Origin of the sequence: Streptomyces sp. NBC_00258 (genome assembly GCF_036182465.1) — a bacterium.
Taxonomy (GTDB): domain Bacteria; phylum Actinomycetota; class Actinomycetes; order Streptomycetales; family Streptomycetaceae; genus Streptomyces.
In genome coordinates, this window is the sequence record NZ_CP108081.1 from 4,885,749 (window position 1) to 4,902,561 (window position 16,813).

Here is a 16,813-nt window from a genome sequence, read left to right on the forward strand (position 1 = left end):
GCCGGAGTTGCGTGCACTTGCGATCTGGATGATGGACTGGCCCGTGGTGGCCGCGGGCGCGGATCACGACGAGCCCGTGGCGATCATCGCGCGGGAGCGGGTGTTGGCCTGTTCCAGGGAGGCCCGCCGACAGGGCGTAAGGCGCGGGATGCGGGTACGCCAGGCATCCGGACGCTGTCCGCAGCTCAGGCTGCTCGATCGGGACCCCGAGGCGGAGGTGCGGGCGTTCGAGCCGGTGCTGCGTCTGCTGGAGAAGCGCGTCGCTCCGCACATGGAAGTCCTGCGGCCCGGCCTGATCGCCGTGCCCGCGCGCGGACCCGCCCGCTATTTCGGCGGCGAGCAGGCCCTGGTGGAGCACATCACATGCGTCCTCACCGGTGCCGGGGTCGAATCACGTACCGGCGCGGCGGACACCGTGTTCGCCGCCGCCCTGGCGGTGCGGGCCGGGCAGGCCGGGGTCCTGGTGCCGGCCGGGCAGACCGCGGACTTTCTGGCCCCGTATCCGGTGGGGGTGCTGGGCCGCCCGCGGCTGTCTCAGCTGCTGCCCCGCCTGGGCATCACCACCTTGGGGGCGTTCGCGGCGCTGCCGGGTGACCGGGTGCTGGCCCGGTTCGGACACGACGGCGCCGCGGCCCAACGCACCGCCCGCGGCCAGGAGGCCCGGCCGCTCAACACATCCGGGGCGGATAGTGACTACAGCGTGGCCGAGGCGTTCGAGCCGCCCGAGGACAATCTCGAGCCGGTCACGTTCATTGCCAAAGCCCTCGCCGAACAGCTTCACGCCCGCCTCGCGCGGGCCGGCGCGGTGTGTGCCCGGCTGCAGGTCGAAGTGGGCCTCACGAGCGGGCTGCGCCTGTCGCGGCTGTGGCGACACGAGGGTCGGCTCTCGGCGCTGGCGGTGGCCGAACGGGTGCGCTGGCAGATCGCCGCCTGGGCCGAGACCGGGCAGCTAGACGCCGCCGCGGCGGGGATCACCACACTGCGGCTGGTCCCGGAGGAGCTGTCGGCGGCGACCGGGCGGCAGTCGTTGTTGTTCGGGCCGCGGATCGCGCCGGAGGAACTGGAGCACGCCGCGGGGCAACTGCAGGCGATGCTCGGACACCGCGCGGTGGTACGTCAGGAACTCGCCGGAGGCCGCGGGCCGGGCGAGCGGATCGTGGACATCCCGTACGGCGATGCGCGCTCACGCCCGTTGGTCGAGGGGACGTGGCCGGGGCGGCTGCCGGCCCCGCACCCGGCCGTCGTCTACCCCACCGCGCGCCCCGCCCAGGTGCTCGGGGCAGATGGCAGCCCGGTCGGGGTGAGCGGACGCACCCTGCTCACCCAGGCCCCGGCCGCGCTCTCCATCGACGGCGCCGCGCCGGTGGCGGTGACCGGGTGGACCGGACCGTGGCCGGTGCTGGAGGACTGGTGGATCCCCGCCCAAGCCCGCCGCCTTGCGCGTCTTCAGGTCGCCTGCGCGGACGGCCGCGCCTGGCTGCTGCACATCCAAGACGGCCGGTGGGCGGTGGAGGCGCTCTATGGCTGACCCTCGCGGGAAGGTGCTGCACTTCCCCGGCAGGCGCGCCGCGCCGACGCCTGTGGGCGGCGGCTGGGCGGAGTTGCACGTGCACTCCGCCGGCTCGTTCCTGTTCGGCGCCAACCACGTGGAGGAGTTGGTCGCCGAGGCCGTCTGCCTCGGTATCGAGGCCCTGGCGATCACCGACACCAACGGGCTCTACGGCGCGAGACGTCTGGCGGAGGCCGCGGGCGAGTACGGCATCGGCACCATCTACGGCGCCGAACTCACCTTGGACCAGGGCCTCGGGTCGATCGTGGTGATCGCCCGCAGCCTGCTGGGCTTCACTCGGCTGTCCGCGGCGATCAGCGCCGGGCAGCTGGCCGGTGCCAAGGGAGCCCCGGTCTACGACCTCGACGCGCTGTCGGCTGCCGCGCACGAGGGCCAGTGGGCGATCCTCACCGGCTGCCCCGTCATCGGCGAGGCCGCGTACGACACCGACGCCATCCACGCCCGGATGGACCGGCTGGTGGACCTCTTCGGCCGCACCCACCTGCACGCCGAACTCGTCGATCACCGGCTGCCCGAAGACGGTCCACGCAACGCCGCAATGCACGCGGCGGCGCAGCGATGGCGACTGCCGGTGGTGGCCACGAACGCGGTCCGGTACGCGGCCCCGCGTTCTGCGCGGCTGGCGGCGGCGCTGACCGCGCTGCACCGCCGAGAGAACCTCGACACCGCGATCGGGGAGTTGCCGCCGGCCCCGACGGCGCATCTGCGCACCGCCGAGGAGATGCGCATCCTCATGGCCCGCTACCCGCAGGCCATCGCATCCGCCGTCGACCTCGCCCGCAGCAGCGTCATCGACCTGAGCAAACTGCGCCCACAGCTGCCGGACTTCGAGGTGCCCGCCGGGCACACCCCCGGCAGCTATCTGCGCCACCTCGCGGAAGAAGGCTGCGCCCGCCGCTACGGGCCGCGCACCGACCCGGCAGCTGGGACGGCGTGGAAACAGCTCGGCTATGAGCTGTCCGTGATCAACGACATGGGCATGCCAGGCTATTTCTTGATCTGCTGGGACATCACGCGGTTCGCGGTCGAGCAGGGGATCTGGTGCCAGGGGCGCGGCAGCGCCGCCTCCTCGGTGGTCTGCTACGCGCTGGGCATCACCTCCGTCGACGCGCTCAAGCACGGCCTGCTCTTTGAGAGATTTCTGCACGCCGAGAAGACTGACCCGGACATCGACATCGATTTCGAGAACGACCGCCGGGAGGAGGTGATCCAGTACCTGTATGCCAAATACGGCCGGTCTCACTGCGCGCAGGTGGCGAACCTCATCACCTACCAACCCCGCCTGAGTGTGCGGGATTCAGCACGCGCCCTCGGTTATCCCATGGCACGGACCAATGAGATGACCCGCCATATTCACCACGAGCCGCCCGGGCCCGAGGCCGACATCCCCGCCGATGTACGCTCCCTCGCAGAACAACTGCACACCCTGCCACGGCATTTGGGTATCCATGTGGGAGGGATGGTACTAACCCGCCAGCCCATCGGGGAAATCATGCCGGTGGAATGGGCCACCCGAGAAGGGCGCTCGGTACTACAAGGCGATAAAGACGATGTGGCCGCCGCCCATCTTCTGAAAATTGACATCCTGGGATTGGGCATGTTGGCCGCCTTGCACACCGCGTGCGACCTCATTGCCGAACACCACGGAATCAGCGTGGATATGGCCTCAATTCCGCAGGACGACCCGGACGTGTACGCCATGATTGCCGCAGGTCAGACCATAGGAGTTTTCCAGGCCGAGTCAAGGGCGCAGGTCTCGACACTGCCGCAGCTGCAGCCACGGTGTTTCGAGGACCTCGCGGTGGCCGCCTCGATCATCAGGCCGGGCCCAATTCAGGCCGGATCAAAACATCCTTATTTGCGGCGACGGGCCGGCCTGGAGCCCGTAACCTACCCGCATCCGCTCGCCGAACCAGCGCTTTCCAAAACTCTCGGGGTTGCTTTGTGGCAAGAGCAGGCCATGGCCCTGGCCATCGACTGTGCAGGTTTCACCCCGGGCGAGGCGGACCGTCTACGTAAGGCGATGGCCGCCAAGCACTCTCCCGAAAAGGTGGCACAGCTGCGTGGACGACTGCTTGCCGGGATGGCCGCCAAGGGCATCGACCAAGCCGCCTCCGAACGTATTGTGGGCATGATAGAAGCGTTTTCGGATTATGGATTCCCGCAGTCTCACGCCCAATCGATGGCGGGCATCATTTATGCCAGCGCCTGGGTGAAGTACCACTTTCCGCACGCCATGCTTGCGGGGATTATGGCGCATCTCCCTATGGGTTTCTACGACTCGCAGACGCTCATCCAAGACGCGAAGCAACACGGCATCGAGGTCCGCAGTGTCGACATCCAGCGCTCCGGTGCGCACGCCACGCTCGAGCCTCACACCGATCAGCCGGAGCGGCGGCCGGCGATCCGCCGAGGACTGACCTCCGTGACCGGCATCAGCGAGGAGATCGCCAAGCGGATCCTGACCGCGCGCGGCACCGTGGCCTTCCGCTCGGTGGCCGATGCCGCCCGCCGCACGCGGCTGTCGGCGAAGCTGATGGAACAGCTGGCCACCGCTGGGGCGTTCGATGGCCTCGGCGTGGACCGGCGCACCGCCCTGTGGTCGGCTGGCGTCTATACCGGCGAGATCCAGGACGTCCTTCCGGGGTTGGACGACCTGGCGCCCGCACCGGAGTTGCCGGTCATGACCGCGGCCGAGGCCACCGCCGCCGACCTCGACGCCTCCGGCGCAAGCGCCACCACTCACCCCGTACAGCACCTCCGTGCTCTGCTGGCCTCACACGGGGCGCAGCCTGCGCGCGATGCCCGTGACCTGGCCGACCAGACCCGGGTGCGGGTCGGCGGACTGGCCAAGTACATCCAACGGCCCCCAACGGCCAGGGGAGTTGCGTTCGGCGCCCTGGAAGATGAGACCGGCATGATCAACCTGGTCTTCTCTCCTCCGGTCTGGGAACGCACGCGAGAGGTAGTCCTCGGTGCCCCTGCGGTGCTGCTGGAGGGACACATCGAACGTGACCGCGGCTCGGTCAACATGATCGTGCACCGCGCGCACGCACTCGCGGGCCCCGCTCGGGCCCATCAGCCGGGGCGATTCAGGTGACGATCTGCGGGAAGCGGAGGTTCGGCCGCTGCGCCCGCGGCAGGGTCATCGTGATGCCTGCCGGGCGTCACGTGCGGCGCTGCGGGTCGGGCGCGAGCGTGATGGACATCCAGTGCGCCGCCGCTTCGCGATAGCTGTGTCCGACCGGGGCCAGTTCGCCGCTGCGGGTGAGGCTGAACATTGTCACCATGATCATGTCCGAGCCGTCCGCGACGGAGGTGAGCTGGGTGCGGCAACGGCTGCAGGATCCTCGATGCAGCGTCGGCCAGGTGGAGAAGTACGTCGGCTCGCCTGCGGGGCCCGTCCACTTCAGGGCGTCCCTGCGGAACCCGACCCATGCCATCGCCGGCGCCCCGGACAGACGCGTGCAGTGCTCGCACGAGCACAAGTGGGGGTCGTCCGGGATGCCGGACGCCTCATACGTGTGATCGCCGCACTGGCAGCGCCCACTCCACAGGTCAGGGACGACAATCGGCTCGGCCACGGGGACGGCTCCTCTGGTGCGGGAAAGCTGATTCCGGCGGCAGTGTGCCGTACCGCCGCGACATCGCGCTGATGTTCGGCACCGCTCGACCCGAACGGGACGGCGAGTCCACCCTTGAAGGCGAATATCAGTACGAGCCTTTACGACCACGGCGGCTATCGGCGGTCCCAGTCGGCGGTCGGCATGGGCGCGGCCTCCAGCGCCTTCATCAGCTGGCCCCACGTAAGCGCCCACGACGAAGCCCCCGGAATCGAACGATCCGATTCCGGGGGCTTTGCGGAGTGAAGCGGGTGAGGTCAGCTCGTGGTGGAGCCGTCGTCGGTGGAGTTGTCCGCGCGTCGGCGACGGGCCACGAAGAGGGCGCCTCCGCCAGCAGCGATCAGGACTGCCGCGCCGCCGATCAGCCACGGGGTGGCGTCGGCGCCCGTGTGCGCGAGCGAGCCCGCGGGGGCGGGGGCAACGGTGCTGCTCGACGCGGTCTCGTCGGAGGTCGGTGTGCCCGAGGCTGACGGCGTCGAGGTGTCCTCTTCCTGCCCGGGCTTGTCCGGGGTGGGCCGGTCGCTCGGTTTGTCGGTGGGCTCGTCGGTCGGCTTCCCCGTGGGCGGCGGGGTGGTGGCGCTCTTGGCGTTGGTGACGGTCACGGTCACGGGGGCGCCCGGCTTGGCCTTGAACGCCTTCGAGGGCTTGTAGATCTCGTAGCCAGCGGGCGCCTTCACTTGCTTCACCCAGAAGTCGCTGCCAGTGCGGGAGTTTATGGGCAGCTTGCCGCTAGCCGTTCCGTCGGAGCTGGTCGTCAGCGTCAGGATGGTCTTGTCGCCGCTGCCGATGTTGACCGTGGATCCGGCCAGCAGCTTGCCGGTCTTGTCGTCCTTGGCCTTCAGCAGAACTGAGGCGGGCTTGAACGGGTCAATGATGGTCAGCGGAGTGTCGGCACCGGGGGTGACGATGACGTCCTGGTCGTCGACGACCTCGTGCAGCGGGCTACCGCTGGAGACTTCCTTGAGCCGGTAGACACCGGGCGCGAGGTCCTGGAAGGTCAGCTGGCCCTCGGCGTTGGTGGTGCCGCTGGCGGCCTGCTTGCCGATGGAGTCGAGCAGGGTGAACGTGGCTCCGGCGAGAACATCGCCGCCCGAGTCCTTCTTCAGGATGGTGACGCCGCCGTTCCCGGCCGCGCTCAGCGGAGTGATGGACGTGGACGGGGTCGGCTCGGGGGTCTTCGCGGAGGCGGCTGGGGCCAAGGCCACCACGCCGGTCACCGTGGCAACGGTGACGGCCACAGCGGACAGGCGACGGGCGGAACGGATACGCAAGAAGGAACTCTCCTGGAGGGGACGCGGGCAGGGCTGCCCGTCGGTGCAAGCGGGATAATGCTGGTCAGCGGGTACGGGCCGACGACGGCTGGGGCGGCGGGGACGGACGGGTTCGCCCTGGAAGGTGCGCGGGGGCGTCGATCGTGCTTCCGCGGGCGGCGGCCCGGACGAGGTGGTGTTGGTCCTCGATGGGCAACGTCGCGATGTGCGATAGGCCCTGCGCGACGGAGGCACCGCGCAGTGTGCCCGCCGGTAGGCCGGCGGCATGCACGATCCGGGCCGCAGCCTCGGCTTCGATCAGGAGGCCGAACGCCGGTGGAATGTCGAGCAGTTGGGCAGCGTTCTCGCGGCTGCCGGTCAGTGCTTGAGTGAGGGGAAGTCCGTCGTCGAGGACGCTGTCGACGATGTCCAGCCAGAGGGGCGTGGCCTGGTGGAGGCGGGTGAGGAAGTCGGCGTCTGTGAGCCAGCATCCCCGGGACGGCTCAGGATCCGTATCGAGCTGAGCCGGTCGCCGCCGTGCGCTGTCGGCGCTGCTGGGCGGCGGGGACGGTTCGGGCGTCCAGACCTTCAGGTAGTCCTGGATGGCATGGCTCAGGGGTATGACGGCGGCGCCGATCCAGGGTGAGGTGTCGTCGTGGTGCCAGTCCCGTACGACGCCGTAGCCGTCATGTCCGGGCTGATTGCCGAGGCGGGCGTCCCGGACGGCGAACGTGCCGTGGTCGGCGAAGGACAGGTACGCGTGGTCGAGGGCGCCGCAGTCCGGGTGGAGGATGCTCAGGCGCAGTCCGCCGTACTCACGTTCTCGGATGGTCTGGGCGAACTCGATGCGCAGCCGCAGCGGGGAGTCGGGCGAGACGACGGCGTAGCAGGCGTCGCCGATCACTCGTCGTTCGTGGACGGGCAGGTCGAGCAGGTCGGTGAAGAAGTGCTGGGCGTGCAGGGACAACGGTGGTGGTGCTCCTCGGCAGCGGACGGTTCTGCGGGGCGGCTACCTGCGTCGGCCGGCCGACAGGGCGGGACGGACGGTCGGCGCGGGACCGGTGCCCGGGGCGCTGACGCCGGCGTGCGCGGACAGCAGGGTCGGCGACGAGGGTGCCGGCGCTCGGCTCTGTGCCGAGGCGCCCTGGCGCGCGGCGGCATCGGTCAGAGCGGCTGGGAGGGTGAGATGGAGGCGGGTGTCGGCCGGAATGTTCCACACGGCGCGGGCGAGCGGCACGGGTGAGGCCAGGGAGGAGGCGAACGCCGCGACCAGGGAGGCGGGCGCGGCGGAGGAGAACGTGGCCTTCCACAGCGGGTCGTCCGGTGGCCCGCCCCACGCGGACCAGACGGGTGCGGCCATGTTCTTGCGCACGTAGGCGTGTTGCAGCACGCCGTAACCGTCCGGGCTGCGGAAGTACTGGACTCCGTCCGTCTTGACCGTGTGTTGCCAGCCGGCGGTGAGCAGCGGCAGGTATACGTCTTGGGGGCGGACGTCGTCTGGGCGCAGCAGGTTGCGTTCGCCCCGTCTGTCCGCCTCGCACAGCGCGAGCACTTCGGCATACAGGTCGCGAACGAGTTCGACGGGGGTGCTGGCGTCGAGCGTGGCCGTCCAGGTGGCCGGCCGGAAGGGGTCCTTGTGTGCGGCGATCAGCCACTCGCCGCCGCGCACGTGGTCCTCGGACGGTACGTGCCCGGCGAGCAGCTGCATGCCGGGACTGATCACGATGGCCGGGCCGTCTCCGGAGTGGTGGAGGGTCCAGCCCTGATCGAATGGGAAGGGCCATACGTCGATGAGGTCGTGGATGCCGGGGCCGGCGAGGTGGCGGGGCAGGACCTCGACCACGTCGTGGTCGTCGAGATCGTCCAGAGGGCTGAGTGCCACAAGGTCCTTTCGTCGGGCGGGAGTTGCTGGTCGTGGGAGGGGGCGGATCAGCGGCGCGCTGCCGTGCGTGGGGCGGCGGGCGCCGGAGGAAGGGTGGCCGTGCTCCAGCGCGGGACGCTGCGGGTGCCGAGCGCCGGCGGTCGGCGGGTGAGGGCGCGCTGGACGTCGAGCGGGGTCGGAACCGGGGGCGCGGGCGGTGTGACGGGAGTGAGCTGTGCGGCCTCGCGCAGCCCAGGGAGCATCGAGTCCCTCCAGCGTGGCAGGGGCGCCGGGTCGGACACGCTCTGGGTGATGGCCTTCACTAGAGCGGTGGGGGTGTTGGTGGTGGCGGTGGCGTACCAGCGGGCGTACCCGTTCTTCGGTCCGCCCCACAGGTGCCAGCGGGCCTCCAGGGTGGTGAGTTCCTTCTCCGGGTCGAGGCGGCCGGTGGTGTACTCACAGGTGGCCATCCCGTCCGGGGACTGCAGTTCCATCACGCCCCAGCGCGGGTGCTGAAACTGCCAGCCGTTTTTGATGAGCGGGACGACGGCGTCGAAGGCGCCGAGCTCGGGGTCCTTGAGGTCGGGCTCGGCAAGGTAGATGTCGGGGCCGGCGGTGTACGCCTGAGCAAGGGCGGTGGTGAAGGCGGTGACGAACTCCGTGGGTGCGGTGTCGTTGAAACTGACGCCCCACGCGGGCGGGGCGAAGCGGTCGCGGTAGGCGCTGATCCGCCACAGTCCGTCGTCGTCGCCCTCGGGCAGGAATCCGAGTCGGACGCGGTGGTCGGGCGCAGTGACGTAGGCGTTGGCGAGGTTGTCGTGATGGAGGTCGAAGCCAAGCGCGAGGAGCGGCTCCAGCGCGGGGTCTGCGTCGCAAGTGCTGCCTGCGAGGTAGCGCGGGGATACGTAGTTGTCGCCGTCGATCTCTTCGGTGTCGGGCACGAAAGTCCTGAGGTTGAGGCTGGGGGGAGGAGCACGCGGTTCTGGTCAGGTACGCGTGCTGTTCGCAAGTGCGGGCAGCAGCTGGTGTTCCAGGTCTGCGGGTTGGCCGGCGTAGTGCAGGGCGCGCAGGCCCAGCTCGGCGGCGGCCCTGCAGTTGTCCTCGCGGTCGTCGACGAACAGCACGCGTCCCGGGTCGGCGACGCCGGTGGCCGCCAGGGCGTGCTCGTAAACGGCCGAATCGGGCTTGCACCGGCCCAGGCGGGCGGAGTACAGGGCGTCACTCATCAGATCGCGCCGCCAGTCGGTGGCGTCCAGGACGTCGCTGAGATGGGCCGGGGCGTTGGAGAGCAGCACCAGAGGCAGCCCCGCGGCCCGGGCTCGGTACAGGACGTCGAGGACTCTGGGGTCGGTACGGGTCCACATGGCGGTATCGGCGGCCCGCAGCGTGCGCAGCCACCGCGCGCCGGGACGGTGCCCGAGCACCTTCGCCCAGTAGGCGAGATCGCTCAGTTCGCCTGCGTCGTACGCGATCCGGGGTGCCCAGAAGGCTTCTTGGAAGGAGGGGAGGTGTCGGTCGGGCCACTCGGCGAGGTCGGCGAGGCGGGTCCACATGCCGGGGCTGGGCTGGAGTCCGAGGACTCCGTTGTAGTCGAGGAGTAGGGCGTCCACGCCGTTCGGGGAGACGGAGGTGTGGGTCAAGGGCTGGGTTTCTCCAGGGCTTTGGGAGCGAGGGCGGCGACGGCAGCGGCGAGGAGGGCGGGCAGCAGCAGCGCGTGCGGCAGAGCGGTGACGGTGGCGAGGGCGCCGATGAGGGCGGGGCCGGCGAGCAGGCCGACGTAGCCGGTGACCGCGACGGTGGCGACCGCGCGGGGGCCGCCGATGCCTGCGGCGGTGATCAGGCTGGGGATGGTGACGGACAACCCCAGGCCGAAGGCTGCCCACCCCAGGAGGGCAAAGACGACGGTGGAGCCAGCAAGCCCGGTTGCAAGGCCGAGCGCGGCCAGGGCGGCGCCGGCCCGGACAACAGCGGGAGCGCCGAAGCGGGCGGTGAGCCGGTCTCCGGCGAGGCGACCGGCGGCCATGGCGGCGCTGTAGACGCCGTACGCCACGGCGCTGGTCGCCGCGGTCGCACCGAGGTCGTGCAGGTGGACGGCAGCCCAGTCGGCAGCGGCCCCCTCGCCCAGCAGGGTTCCGGCCCCCAGTGCGCCCAGCAGCCACAACCGGGGCCGCGACAGACCCCCGCGTTCGTCCAAGCCCGGTGCCACACGGTCGTGGACGGGCTCGAGTCCAGGGCTGGCAAGACAGCGGGTAAGGCGCGTCGCTGCACCTGCTGCCGTGGCGGCGATGGCTGCGACGCCGGCGAACAGGACGGTGTGCGGGGTGTGGGCGGTGGCTGAGGCCAGCACAGCGCCTGTGAGGCCGCCGAGGCTGAAACTCGCGTGCAACCGGCCCATGATCGGGCGGCCGTGAGCGTCCTGGCAGCGGACCGCAGCGGCATTGACTGCGACGTCGAGGACACCGTGCGCGGCGCCGAAGACGAACGCCGCCACCAGGAGGCTCTCCAGGCTGCGGCATACCCCGAGGACGGCAAGGCAGACGGCGAGAGCGATGGCACCGCCGGTCAGCAGTGCGGGCAGGCGGGCCGGGTGGGCGAGGCGTCCGCCGGTCTGGAGTCCAGCGACCATGCCGAGGGCAGCGGCCAGCAGGACCAGGGCGAGCCCGGCGGTGCTCACCTCGGCGGTCTTCTGAACGGCCGGCATGCGTGCGCCCCAGACAGCCATCACCACACCCAAGCCGGCAAAGTACCCGGTCAGCAGACGGCGGCTGCGCGCCAGCTCGGGCCCCGCGGTCTGGTTCACGCGGCGTACTCCCCTGTGGCCGAGGCCGTCTGCGCGGCAGCGGCCACCTGGACGTCGAGGTTGCGGTACGCCTCCTGGGCGCGGGCTTGGGCGACGGTGGCGGTCGGCCCGGTGGTGATCAGGTAGCCGATGCGAGCGGTGAACAGATCGCCCCCGTCCTGCGGCAGCACGAGCTGGTCGCCGACCTGTCGCTGGAAGCGCACGCGCTCCACTCCCCCGGTGGGTTCCGTGACACAGCGGGCGGTGAGGGTGCCGGAGTAGGCCGGGTAGATGAAGCGGATCGCCGCGGCCTGGTGGCGAGTCGGCGTCAGGTCGGGAGTATGTCCGCAGGCGATGTCTGCGGCAGCACGGGCGAGGTCGACGCCGGTGGCCAGGTGGACGAGGTGGCTGATCATGTCGCCGGCGATCCGGGCGTTGACCTCGATGAGGCGGGGGCGGCCGTCGACCACGCGGAGCTCGACGTGGCTGACGCCGTCGGTGACACCGAGGGCGTCGATGGCCGCGACGGCGGCCTGGGCCACGGAGGGAAGGAGCGGGTCGTTCGCATCGACCATGTGCGCCAGCTCCTCGAAATGGGGCGGCATGCCGACGCTCTTGCGGGTGACAGCGGCGACAGTGGTCTGTCCCTGGTGGGTGACGCACTCGACACTCACCTCCGGGCCGTCGAGGTATTCCTCGACCAGGACCTGGGTGCTCTCCACTCCGTGGCTGGCGGTCTTGGCGGCGAAGGCGTACGCGGCCTGCAGCTGGTCGGCGGTGTCGACGCGGATAACGCCCATGCTCGCTGCGTGCGCGGCGGGTTTGAGGACGACGGGGAAGCCGATGCGCCGGGCGGCATCTGTCGCCTCGTGCTCGGTGCGCACACTGACGGAGGCGGCGGAGGGCACCCCGTGGCGGGCGAACAGGCTGCGGCTCGTGTGCTTGTTGCGGCAGCCCTGGAGGGCCTCCGGAGCGGTGGTGGGCAGGCCGAGCCGGCGGGCCAGGCGCGCGACGGGGATGAGATACCACTCGGTCCACGTCATCACGCCAGCCAGCGCGTGCCGATCGGCGAGCGCATGCCCGGCCGCGGTCAACGCCGCCTGATCGGCGGGGTCGGCGACCTCGTAGTCGAGGAGGAACTCCTTCTCCCAGGTCGGCGCGGCGCCGGAGATCAGGACGACCTCGAAGTGGGTGGCGACGTTCTGAAGGCAAGTGCCGCGATACGCCTGGGCCTCCATGTCGGAGGCGGCAACGACCAGGACGACGGGGCGAGAGGACAACAAGGCTCCAAACAGTGCGGGGGAACGGAGAGCTGAGGCAGGGCGCCTGGGTCAGGGGGTGCGGCGGCGCCGCAGCTCGAAGGCAGACGCCCACTGGGGGTGGTCCTCGATCAGCTTGCGGGCGTACAGGGCGGTGAAGGAGTTGTTCAGTCCGCGCACGCCCGCAGGCAGCTGCCAGCGCAGGTCCTCGAACAACGCCTTGAGCCCGACCCGGGTGGCGCCGGCGGCGAGTCGGTCGGCCGTCAGGCGCTCCAGGGCGCTGTAGACGTACGGATGCTCAGCATCGAAGGCCAAGAACCGGTCGGTCAGCGTCGGGCGCGAGCCCGCTCGAAACGACGCTCGGGCTACCGGCAGGGCGTAAGGGTCGGCAAGGGTGTAGGACGTGGGCATTGGCAGCGGTCTCCGGTGGTGAGCGGGAGGGTGACCGGGCGGGTCAGGCGCAGGAGGTACGCAGGGAAGGGGCGGTGCGCAGCCGGGCGAAGGCGGCGAAGAGGACCAGGGCCTGCAGTGCGGCGCAGAGGGTGAGCACGTGGCCGAGCTGGGCGGGCGGCACGGTGGCAACGAGGACACCGGCGAGGGGGAAGGGCAGCAGGAGCAGCAGGATGGTCAGCGACAGGGTGGCGCCGAACACCGGAGCGGGGATGAGGCGGGAGCGCAGGGTGCGCAGTACGACGCTCAAGCCGCCCTCGCCGGCCATAAGGACGGCGATCAGGATGAGGTAGCTGCCGTAGGTGTAGGTGAAGGAGACGGCCAGGCACGCCAAGGCGGCGATCGTGGCGGACACGGCGCCGATGGGCCACAGGCCGAAGCGGTCAATCGCCCGGCGGCACAGGGCGACCGCGATCAGAGAGGCGACGGCGGCTGCCGACCAGATGAGCCCGACGTCGGCCGTGGAGTGTCCGAGCTGTTTGACGACGATCACCGGGGTGGCGGCCTGCAGCAGGCCAACGGTCAAGTTGGACACGGTCAGTCCGGTCACCAGCCAACCCAGGGCTGGCAGGGACCGCAGGGTCGACCAACCGGTGTGCAGCCCCTTAAGGACCGGCTGCGGCTCGGCGGGCTTGGTCCGGCGGTACTGGCGCGGAGCCAGCACGCTGGTGAGCAGCGAGAAGCCGGCGATCACCATCAGCATCCCGGCGGCGCCCGTCCACTGCAGCAGTAGCCCGGCGAGTGCGGGGCCCAACAGGGTGGCGACCTGGTCGATGCCGAGCAGCACCGACTGAACGCGGTGGGCGCGCTCACCGGCTTCACGGCCGGCGACGCCGCCGGCGGTCTCGGCCGCGATGTAGGAGCATTCGGTGAGGATCCCGGTGGAGGCGGCGAGCAGCATGACGGTGACCGTCGCGCCGAGGCCCGCTGCCTGCGTGGGCAAGATGAACGCGGCGGCCAGGACGACCAGGGCCCGGCCGGCGGAGGCGGCGCGGAGCACGGCGGTGGTTCCGTGTCGGTCGACCAGGGTCCCGGCGAAGGCGAACGCGCCCAGTCGCGGAATCCATTCCAGTGCGAAGGCAAGGCCGGTCAGGGCGGCGGAGTCGGTGGTGGCCAGCACCAGCAGCGGGATGCCGTAGGTGGCCATGGCGAACGCTGCGGCGTCCGTGCTGCGCGGCAGGTAGATGCCGCGCAGCAGGGTCGGGACCGGCCGGAGGGCATGCCGGGGTCCGACACGGGATCTCACGCAGCGCGCCCCGATTCCTGCGCCGCGTGGGAGGAGCGGGTGACGTCCTGGTGCAGGACGCGGGGGTGCGTCTTGAGCCACTCGGACAGCGCCTCGTGCGGAGCCGACGGTTCGGTCGCTGCGCCGGATTGCCCCGGGCCGCCGTCCTGCATCTGAAGGGCGTACTGGACGCGCGCGACGAAGTCGCTGGTGCGGCTGGGGAGTTGATGGGTACGGGCCCAGCCTGCTGCGGTGTCGTACACCTCGGCCAGGTCCTTGCCGCTCGCGGTGAGCTGGTAGCGGGCCAAGGCGTGTCCGCGGGCGTGGATGAGGCCGAGGTCGCGTGCAGTGTCGATGGCGTGGCGCAGTTGTCCGGTGGTGAGGTCGCCGAGGGCGCCCTGCAGGCTGCCGCGTTGGCGACTGATAGGGCCGTTGTCGTCGATCTCGGTGATCAGGCGTATCAGGCCAGGCAGGGACAGGGTCCGGATCGCGCGGCGTTCGCGCACGACGCTGGTGGGCAGGGCGGCTGTCATCGGCGCGGGCCTCCTGCCGGGGTGATGGGGCGGGCGGGTATCTGGTGGGAGAAGAGGTCGCTGGACTTCCACGCCGGCCCGTCCTGCGGCGGGGTGGTGGCCAGGGCAGGGCCGGCAGACGATGCGGCCGGAATGGCGGGTGCCGGAAGGCGCGTCGGGGTGGTCGCCCACGTGCCAGAGCGGGTCTGGGACGGGGCGGTCCCCGGTCGGCGAAGCGGATCGGCCCCGGCGGACGGGAGGACAGCCCACGTAGTGATGGCCTGAAAGACGGGGGCGAGTGCCTGGCCGCTGGCAGACAGCTGGAAGTCGCCGCTGCCTGTGACCATGACGAGGCCGTCGGCCACCAGTCGGTCCAGGGGCTTGTAGACAGCAGTCAGCCCATATCCAGGCATAGCCTCGGTGGCCAGGGCCTTCGCGCTCGCACGGCCCCGGGCCTGCAGGGTCATAAGGATCGGGGTGGCGTGCCGCGGGGCGATCAGAGTGATCGTGTCGTCGATGTTCTGGGCCGGGGGGATCCGCTCGGGCTCCAGCTCACCGGTGGCCTTGCTGGTGACGAGCTGCTTCTCCAGGTAGGTGTCGCCCCAAGAGGCGATCACGGCCAGGACGGGCAACAGCTCGGCACCGCGGCCAGTGAGGCCGTAAGTGACGTGGCGCGGGGCGTACTCCGTGCGTTCGACCACGCCGGCGTTGGTGAGGTGGCGCAGCCGGGGGTGGAGCTGGCCGTCGGCGAGCCACGGCAGCCGGGGCTTGATCTCGGCGTAGCGCAGCGGCTGGGAGGAGAGGGTCATCAGCACCCACACGCTCCAGCGCGGGGCCAGCAGATCCAGCGTCTTGGTGACGCTGGAGTAGTCGTTCGGGGTGGTTGGGGGCTGAGCGGTGGTGGCCAAGGATGGGGCTCCTCAAGCAGTGCGGGCAGATCAGCGGGTGCGGGAGGCGGCGGTCGCCGGGGCGGCGGGTACGGGCACAGCCGGCGGTGGGGTGTCGGGGGCCGGTACACGGCGCAGTCCCGCCAGGACCGCGCCGGTGTTCTTGGCGTAGGCGTCACGGGCGGCGACGGACTCGGCGATGCGGCGGGCGCAGTCGACGATGTGACCGGCGGCAAAACGGCCGATCTCCCGCTCAGGGGCGATGAGTTCGCGCAGCCTCTCCAGCTGGAAGGCGATGTTGCGCTCAGCGAGCGCCAGATCGCTGTGACTGCCGGTGAGCGCGGCGAGCAGGGTGGCATCGGGGGTGCTGTCGGCGAGCGCTTCGAGCTCACCGAGCGGCTGTCCGAACAGCGCCTCGATGCGCTGGGCGATGATCTCGGAGATGGCGTGGGCGGTGGCGTCAGGCTGGGGCAATCGGCGGGCTTTCAGGGACGGTGGGTCCGCACCGCCCCGGCACGGCCGGTTGCCGGGGCGGGCGGAGCAGTAACGGTGACCTTCGGTTGGGCGAACTGCACCCGCTGCGCGGGGCGTTGATCGGGAGCGGGCATGGTCCGCAGGAGGTCGTCGAGGGCGGCGACGTAGCCCTCACGGCTGGCCAGAGCCGCCTCCAGCCACTGGGCGTCCCAGCGCAGGTCCTCAGCGGACAGCTCGCCCAGGTCGCGGTCGCAGGACATCGAGGCGTGGACGCGATCACGTACGCGGACGACCTGTTCCTCGGCGACCGCGAGAAAGCTGCGCAGTTCCAGGGCACGGTGGAGGGCGGCGCAGACCTCAAGATGGGCTGCCTGCGCATACAGCTCGGCGACGGAGGCACCGAACGCCTCCTCCAGCGCGGTGTCGCGGCTGGTGGACTTGTCGATGACGCTCATCGCGTCACCCCGCGCGTCGGGATACCCCGCTCGCCGGGCAGTGCGGGCGCCGCGGTGGGCAGCGCCGGAGCGCGGCGCGCGGCGGGGCCGGCACCACGCCAGGCGCCAGGCCCGCGCTTGCCAGGGGCGAGGGGGTCGAGGAGGTAGTTCACGACCATCACGCGACCGTCACGTGCAGTGACAGCGGCGTTGACCTGGTGCGCCAACTCCATGACAGCGTCGTCGAGTTCGCCCGGGTGCGAGCCGAGCGCCTCGACGAGCGCGTCCTCCGCGGTGTCGAGTGCGTCCTGGGTTTCGGCGAGCAGGCCGTACCAGTGCACGACACTGGTGGCATCGGGGTTGGCCTGTGGTGCCGCCTGAACCGCGCGGCGCAGATCGGCGAGAGGCATCTGGAAGCGGTCCTCGATCCGCTCAGTGACGACGCCCATCACGTCCTCGCTGAACTCGGGCACGGAGAGGCTCCTTTCA

Annotated in this window: 17 protein-coding genes; 2 read left to right on the top strand and 15 right to left on the bottom strand. The window is 70.8% G+C overall.

Going from position 1 to position 16,813, the window contains the following annotated elements:
• Positions 1-7: 7 nt before the first annotated feature.
• Positions 8-1,528, top strand: coding sequence for a DNA polymerase Y family protein (locus OG718_RS21640; RefSeq protein WP_328844901.1), 1,521 nt, complete (start codon positions 8-10; stop codon positions 1,526-1,528).
• Positions 1,521-4,670, top strand: coding sequence for an error-prone DNA polymerase (locus tag OG718_RS21645; protein ID WP_328844902.1), 3,150 nt, complete (start codon positions 1,521-1,523; stop codon positions 4,668-4,670). Before OG718_RS21640 ends, OG718_RS21645 begins: the two co-directional genes overlap by 8 nt.
• A gap of 67 nt (positions 4,671-4,737) precedes the next feature.
• On the opposite strand, the gene OG718_RS21650 is transcribed toward OG718_RS21645, so the two are convergent.
• From OG718_RS21650 to OG718_RS21720, 15 genes are all read right to left on the bottom strand, one after another.
• Positions 4,738-5,154 carry a GFA family protein gene (locus OG718_RS21650; RefSeq protein ID WP_328844903.1) on the bottom strand — a complete coding sequence of 139 codons (417 nt, stop codon included), beginning with the start codon at positions 5,152-5,154 and terminating at the stop codon, positions 4,738-4,740.
• Positions 5,155-5,450: 296 nt separating this feature from the next.
• Positions 5,451-6,464, bottom strand: a complete 1,014-nt coding sequence (locus OG718_RS21655) for a SpaA isopeptide-forming pilin-related protein (protein ID WP_328844904.1) — start codon at positions 6,462-6,464, stop codon at positions 5,451-5,453.
• 64 nt (positions 6,465-6,528) lie between these two features.
• Positions 6,529-7,410 (bottom strand): hypothetical protein, encoded by an 882-nt coding sequence (locus tag OG718_RS21660; RefSeq protein ID WP_328844905.1) that lies wholly within the window; start codon positions 7,408-7,410, stop codon positions 6,529-6,531.
• Positions 7,411-7,452: 42 nt separating this feature from the next.
• Positions 7,453-8,325: a DUF317 domain-containing protein gene (locus OG718_RS21665; protein ID WP_328844906.1), complete on the bottom strand. Its 873-nt coding sequence runs from the start codon at positions 8,323-8,325 to the stop codon at positions 7,453-7,455.
• Between the two features lie 47 nt (positions 8,326-8,372).
• The gene (locus tag OG718_RS21670; RefSeq protein WP_328844907.1) at positions 8,373-9,245 is read right to left on the bottom strand and encodes a DUF317 domain-containing protein; all 873 of its coding nucleotides are present in this window, start codon (positions 9,243-9,245) and stop codon (positions 8,373-8,375) included.
• Positions 9,246-9,290: 45 nt separating this feature from the next.
• Positions 9,291-9,944 carry an HAD family hydrolase gene (locus tag OG718_RS21675; RefSeq protein ID WP_328844908.1) on the bottom strand — a complete coding sequence of 218 codons (654 nt, stop codon included), beginning with the start codon at positions 9,942-9,944 and terminating at the stop codon, positions 9,291-9,293.
• The gene (locus OG718_RS21680; RefSeq protein WP_328844909.1) at positions 9,941-11,104 is read right to left on the bottom strand and encodes an MFS transporter; all 1,164 of its coding nucleotides are present in this window, start codon (positions 11,102-11,104) and stop codon (positions 9,941-9,943) included. Before OG718_RS21680 ends, OG718_RS21675 begins: the two co-directional genes overlap by 4 nt.
• The gene (locus OG718_RS21685) at positions 11,101-12,321 is read right to left on the bottom strand and encodes an ATP-grasp domain-containing protein (RefSeq protein ID WP_328847802.1); all 1,221 of its coding nucleotides are present in this window, start codon (positions 12,319-12,321) and stop codon (positions 11,101-11,103) included. Before OG718_RS21685 ends, OG718_RS21680 begins: the two co-directional genes overlap by 4 nt.
• Before the next feature lie 93 nt (positions 12,322-12,414).
• Positions 12,415-12,753 (bottom strand): hypothetical protein, encoded by a 339-nt coding sequence (locus OG718_RS21690; protein ID WP_328844910.1) that lies wholly within the window; start codon positions 12,751-12,753, stop codon positions 12,415-12,417.
• Between the two features lie 43 nt (positions 12,754-12,796).
• Complete coding sequence (locus OG718_RS21695) at positions 12,797-14,038, bottom strand: MFS transporter (RefSeq protein WP_328844911.1); 1,242 nt, start codon at positions 14,036-14,038, stop codon at positions 12,797-12,799.
• A complete protein-coding gene (locus tag OG718_RS21700) occupies positions 14,035-14,550 on the bottom strand; it encodes a hypothetical protein (RefSeq protein WP_328844912.1) in 516 nt (171 codons plus the stop codon). Before OG718_RS21700 ends, OG718_RS21695 begins: the two co-directional genes overlap by 4 nt.
• On the bottom strand, positions 14,547-15,437 hold the full coding sequence (locus OG718_RS21705; RefSeq protein ID WP_328844913.1) for a winged helix-turn-helix transcriptional regulator: 891 nt from the start codon (positions 15,435-15,437) through the stop codon (positions 14,547-14,549). Before OG718_RS21705 ends, OG718_RS21700 begins: the two co-directional genes overlap by 4 nt.
• 30 nt (positions 15,438-15,467) lie before the next feature.
• Positions 15,468-15,890, bottom strand: coding sequence for a hypothetical protein (locus tag OG718_RS21710; RefSeq protein WP_328844914.1), 423 nt, complete (start codon positions 15,888-15,890; stop codon positions 15,468-15,470).
• Between the two features lie 11 nt (positions 15,891-15,901).
• The gene (locus OG718_RS21715) at positions 15,902-16,345 is read right to left on the bottom strand and encodes a hypothetical protein (RefSeq protein ID WP_328844915.1); all 444 of its coding nucleotides are present in this window, start codon (positions 16,343-16,345) and stop codon (positions 15,902-15,904) included.
• On the bottom strand, positions 16,342-16,797 hold the full coding sequence (locus OG718_RS21720) for a hypothetical protein (protein WP_328844916.1): 456 nt from the start codon (positions 16,795-16,797) through the stop codon (positions 16,342-16,344). Before OG718_RS21720 ends, OG718_RS21715 begins: the two co-directional genes overlap by 4 nt.
• Positions 16,798-16,813: the final 16 nt, after the last annotated feature.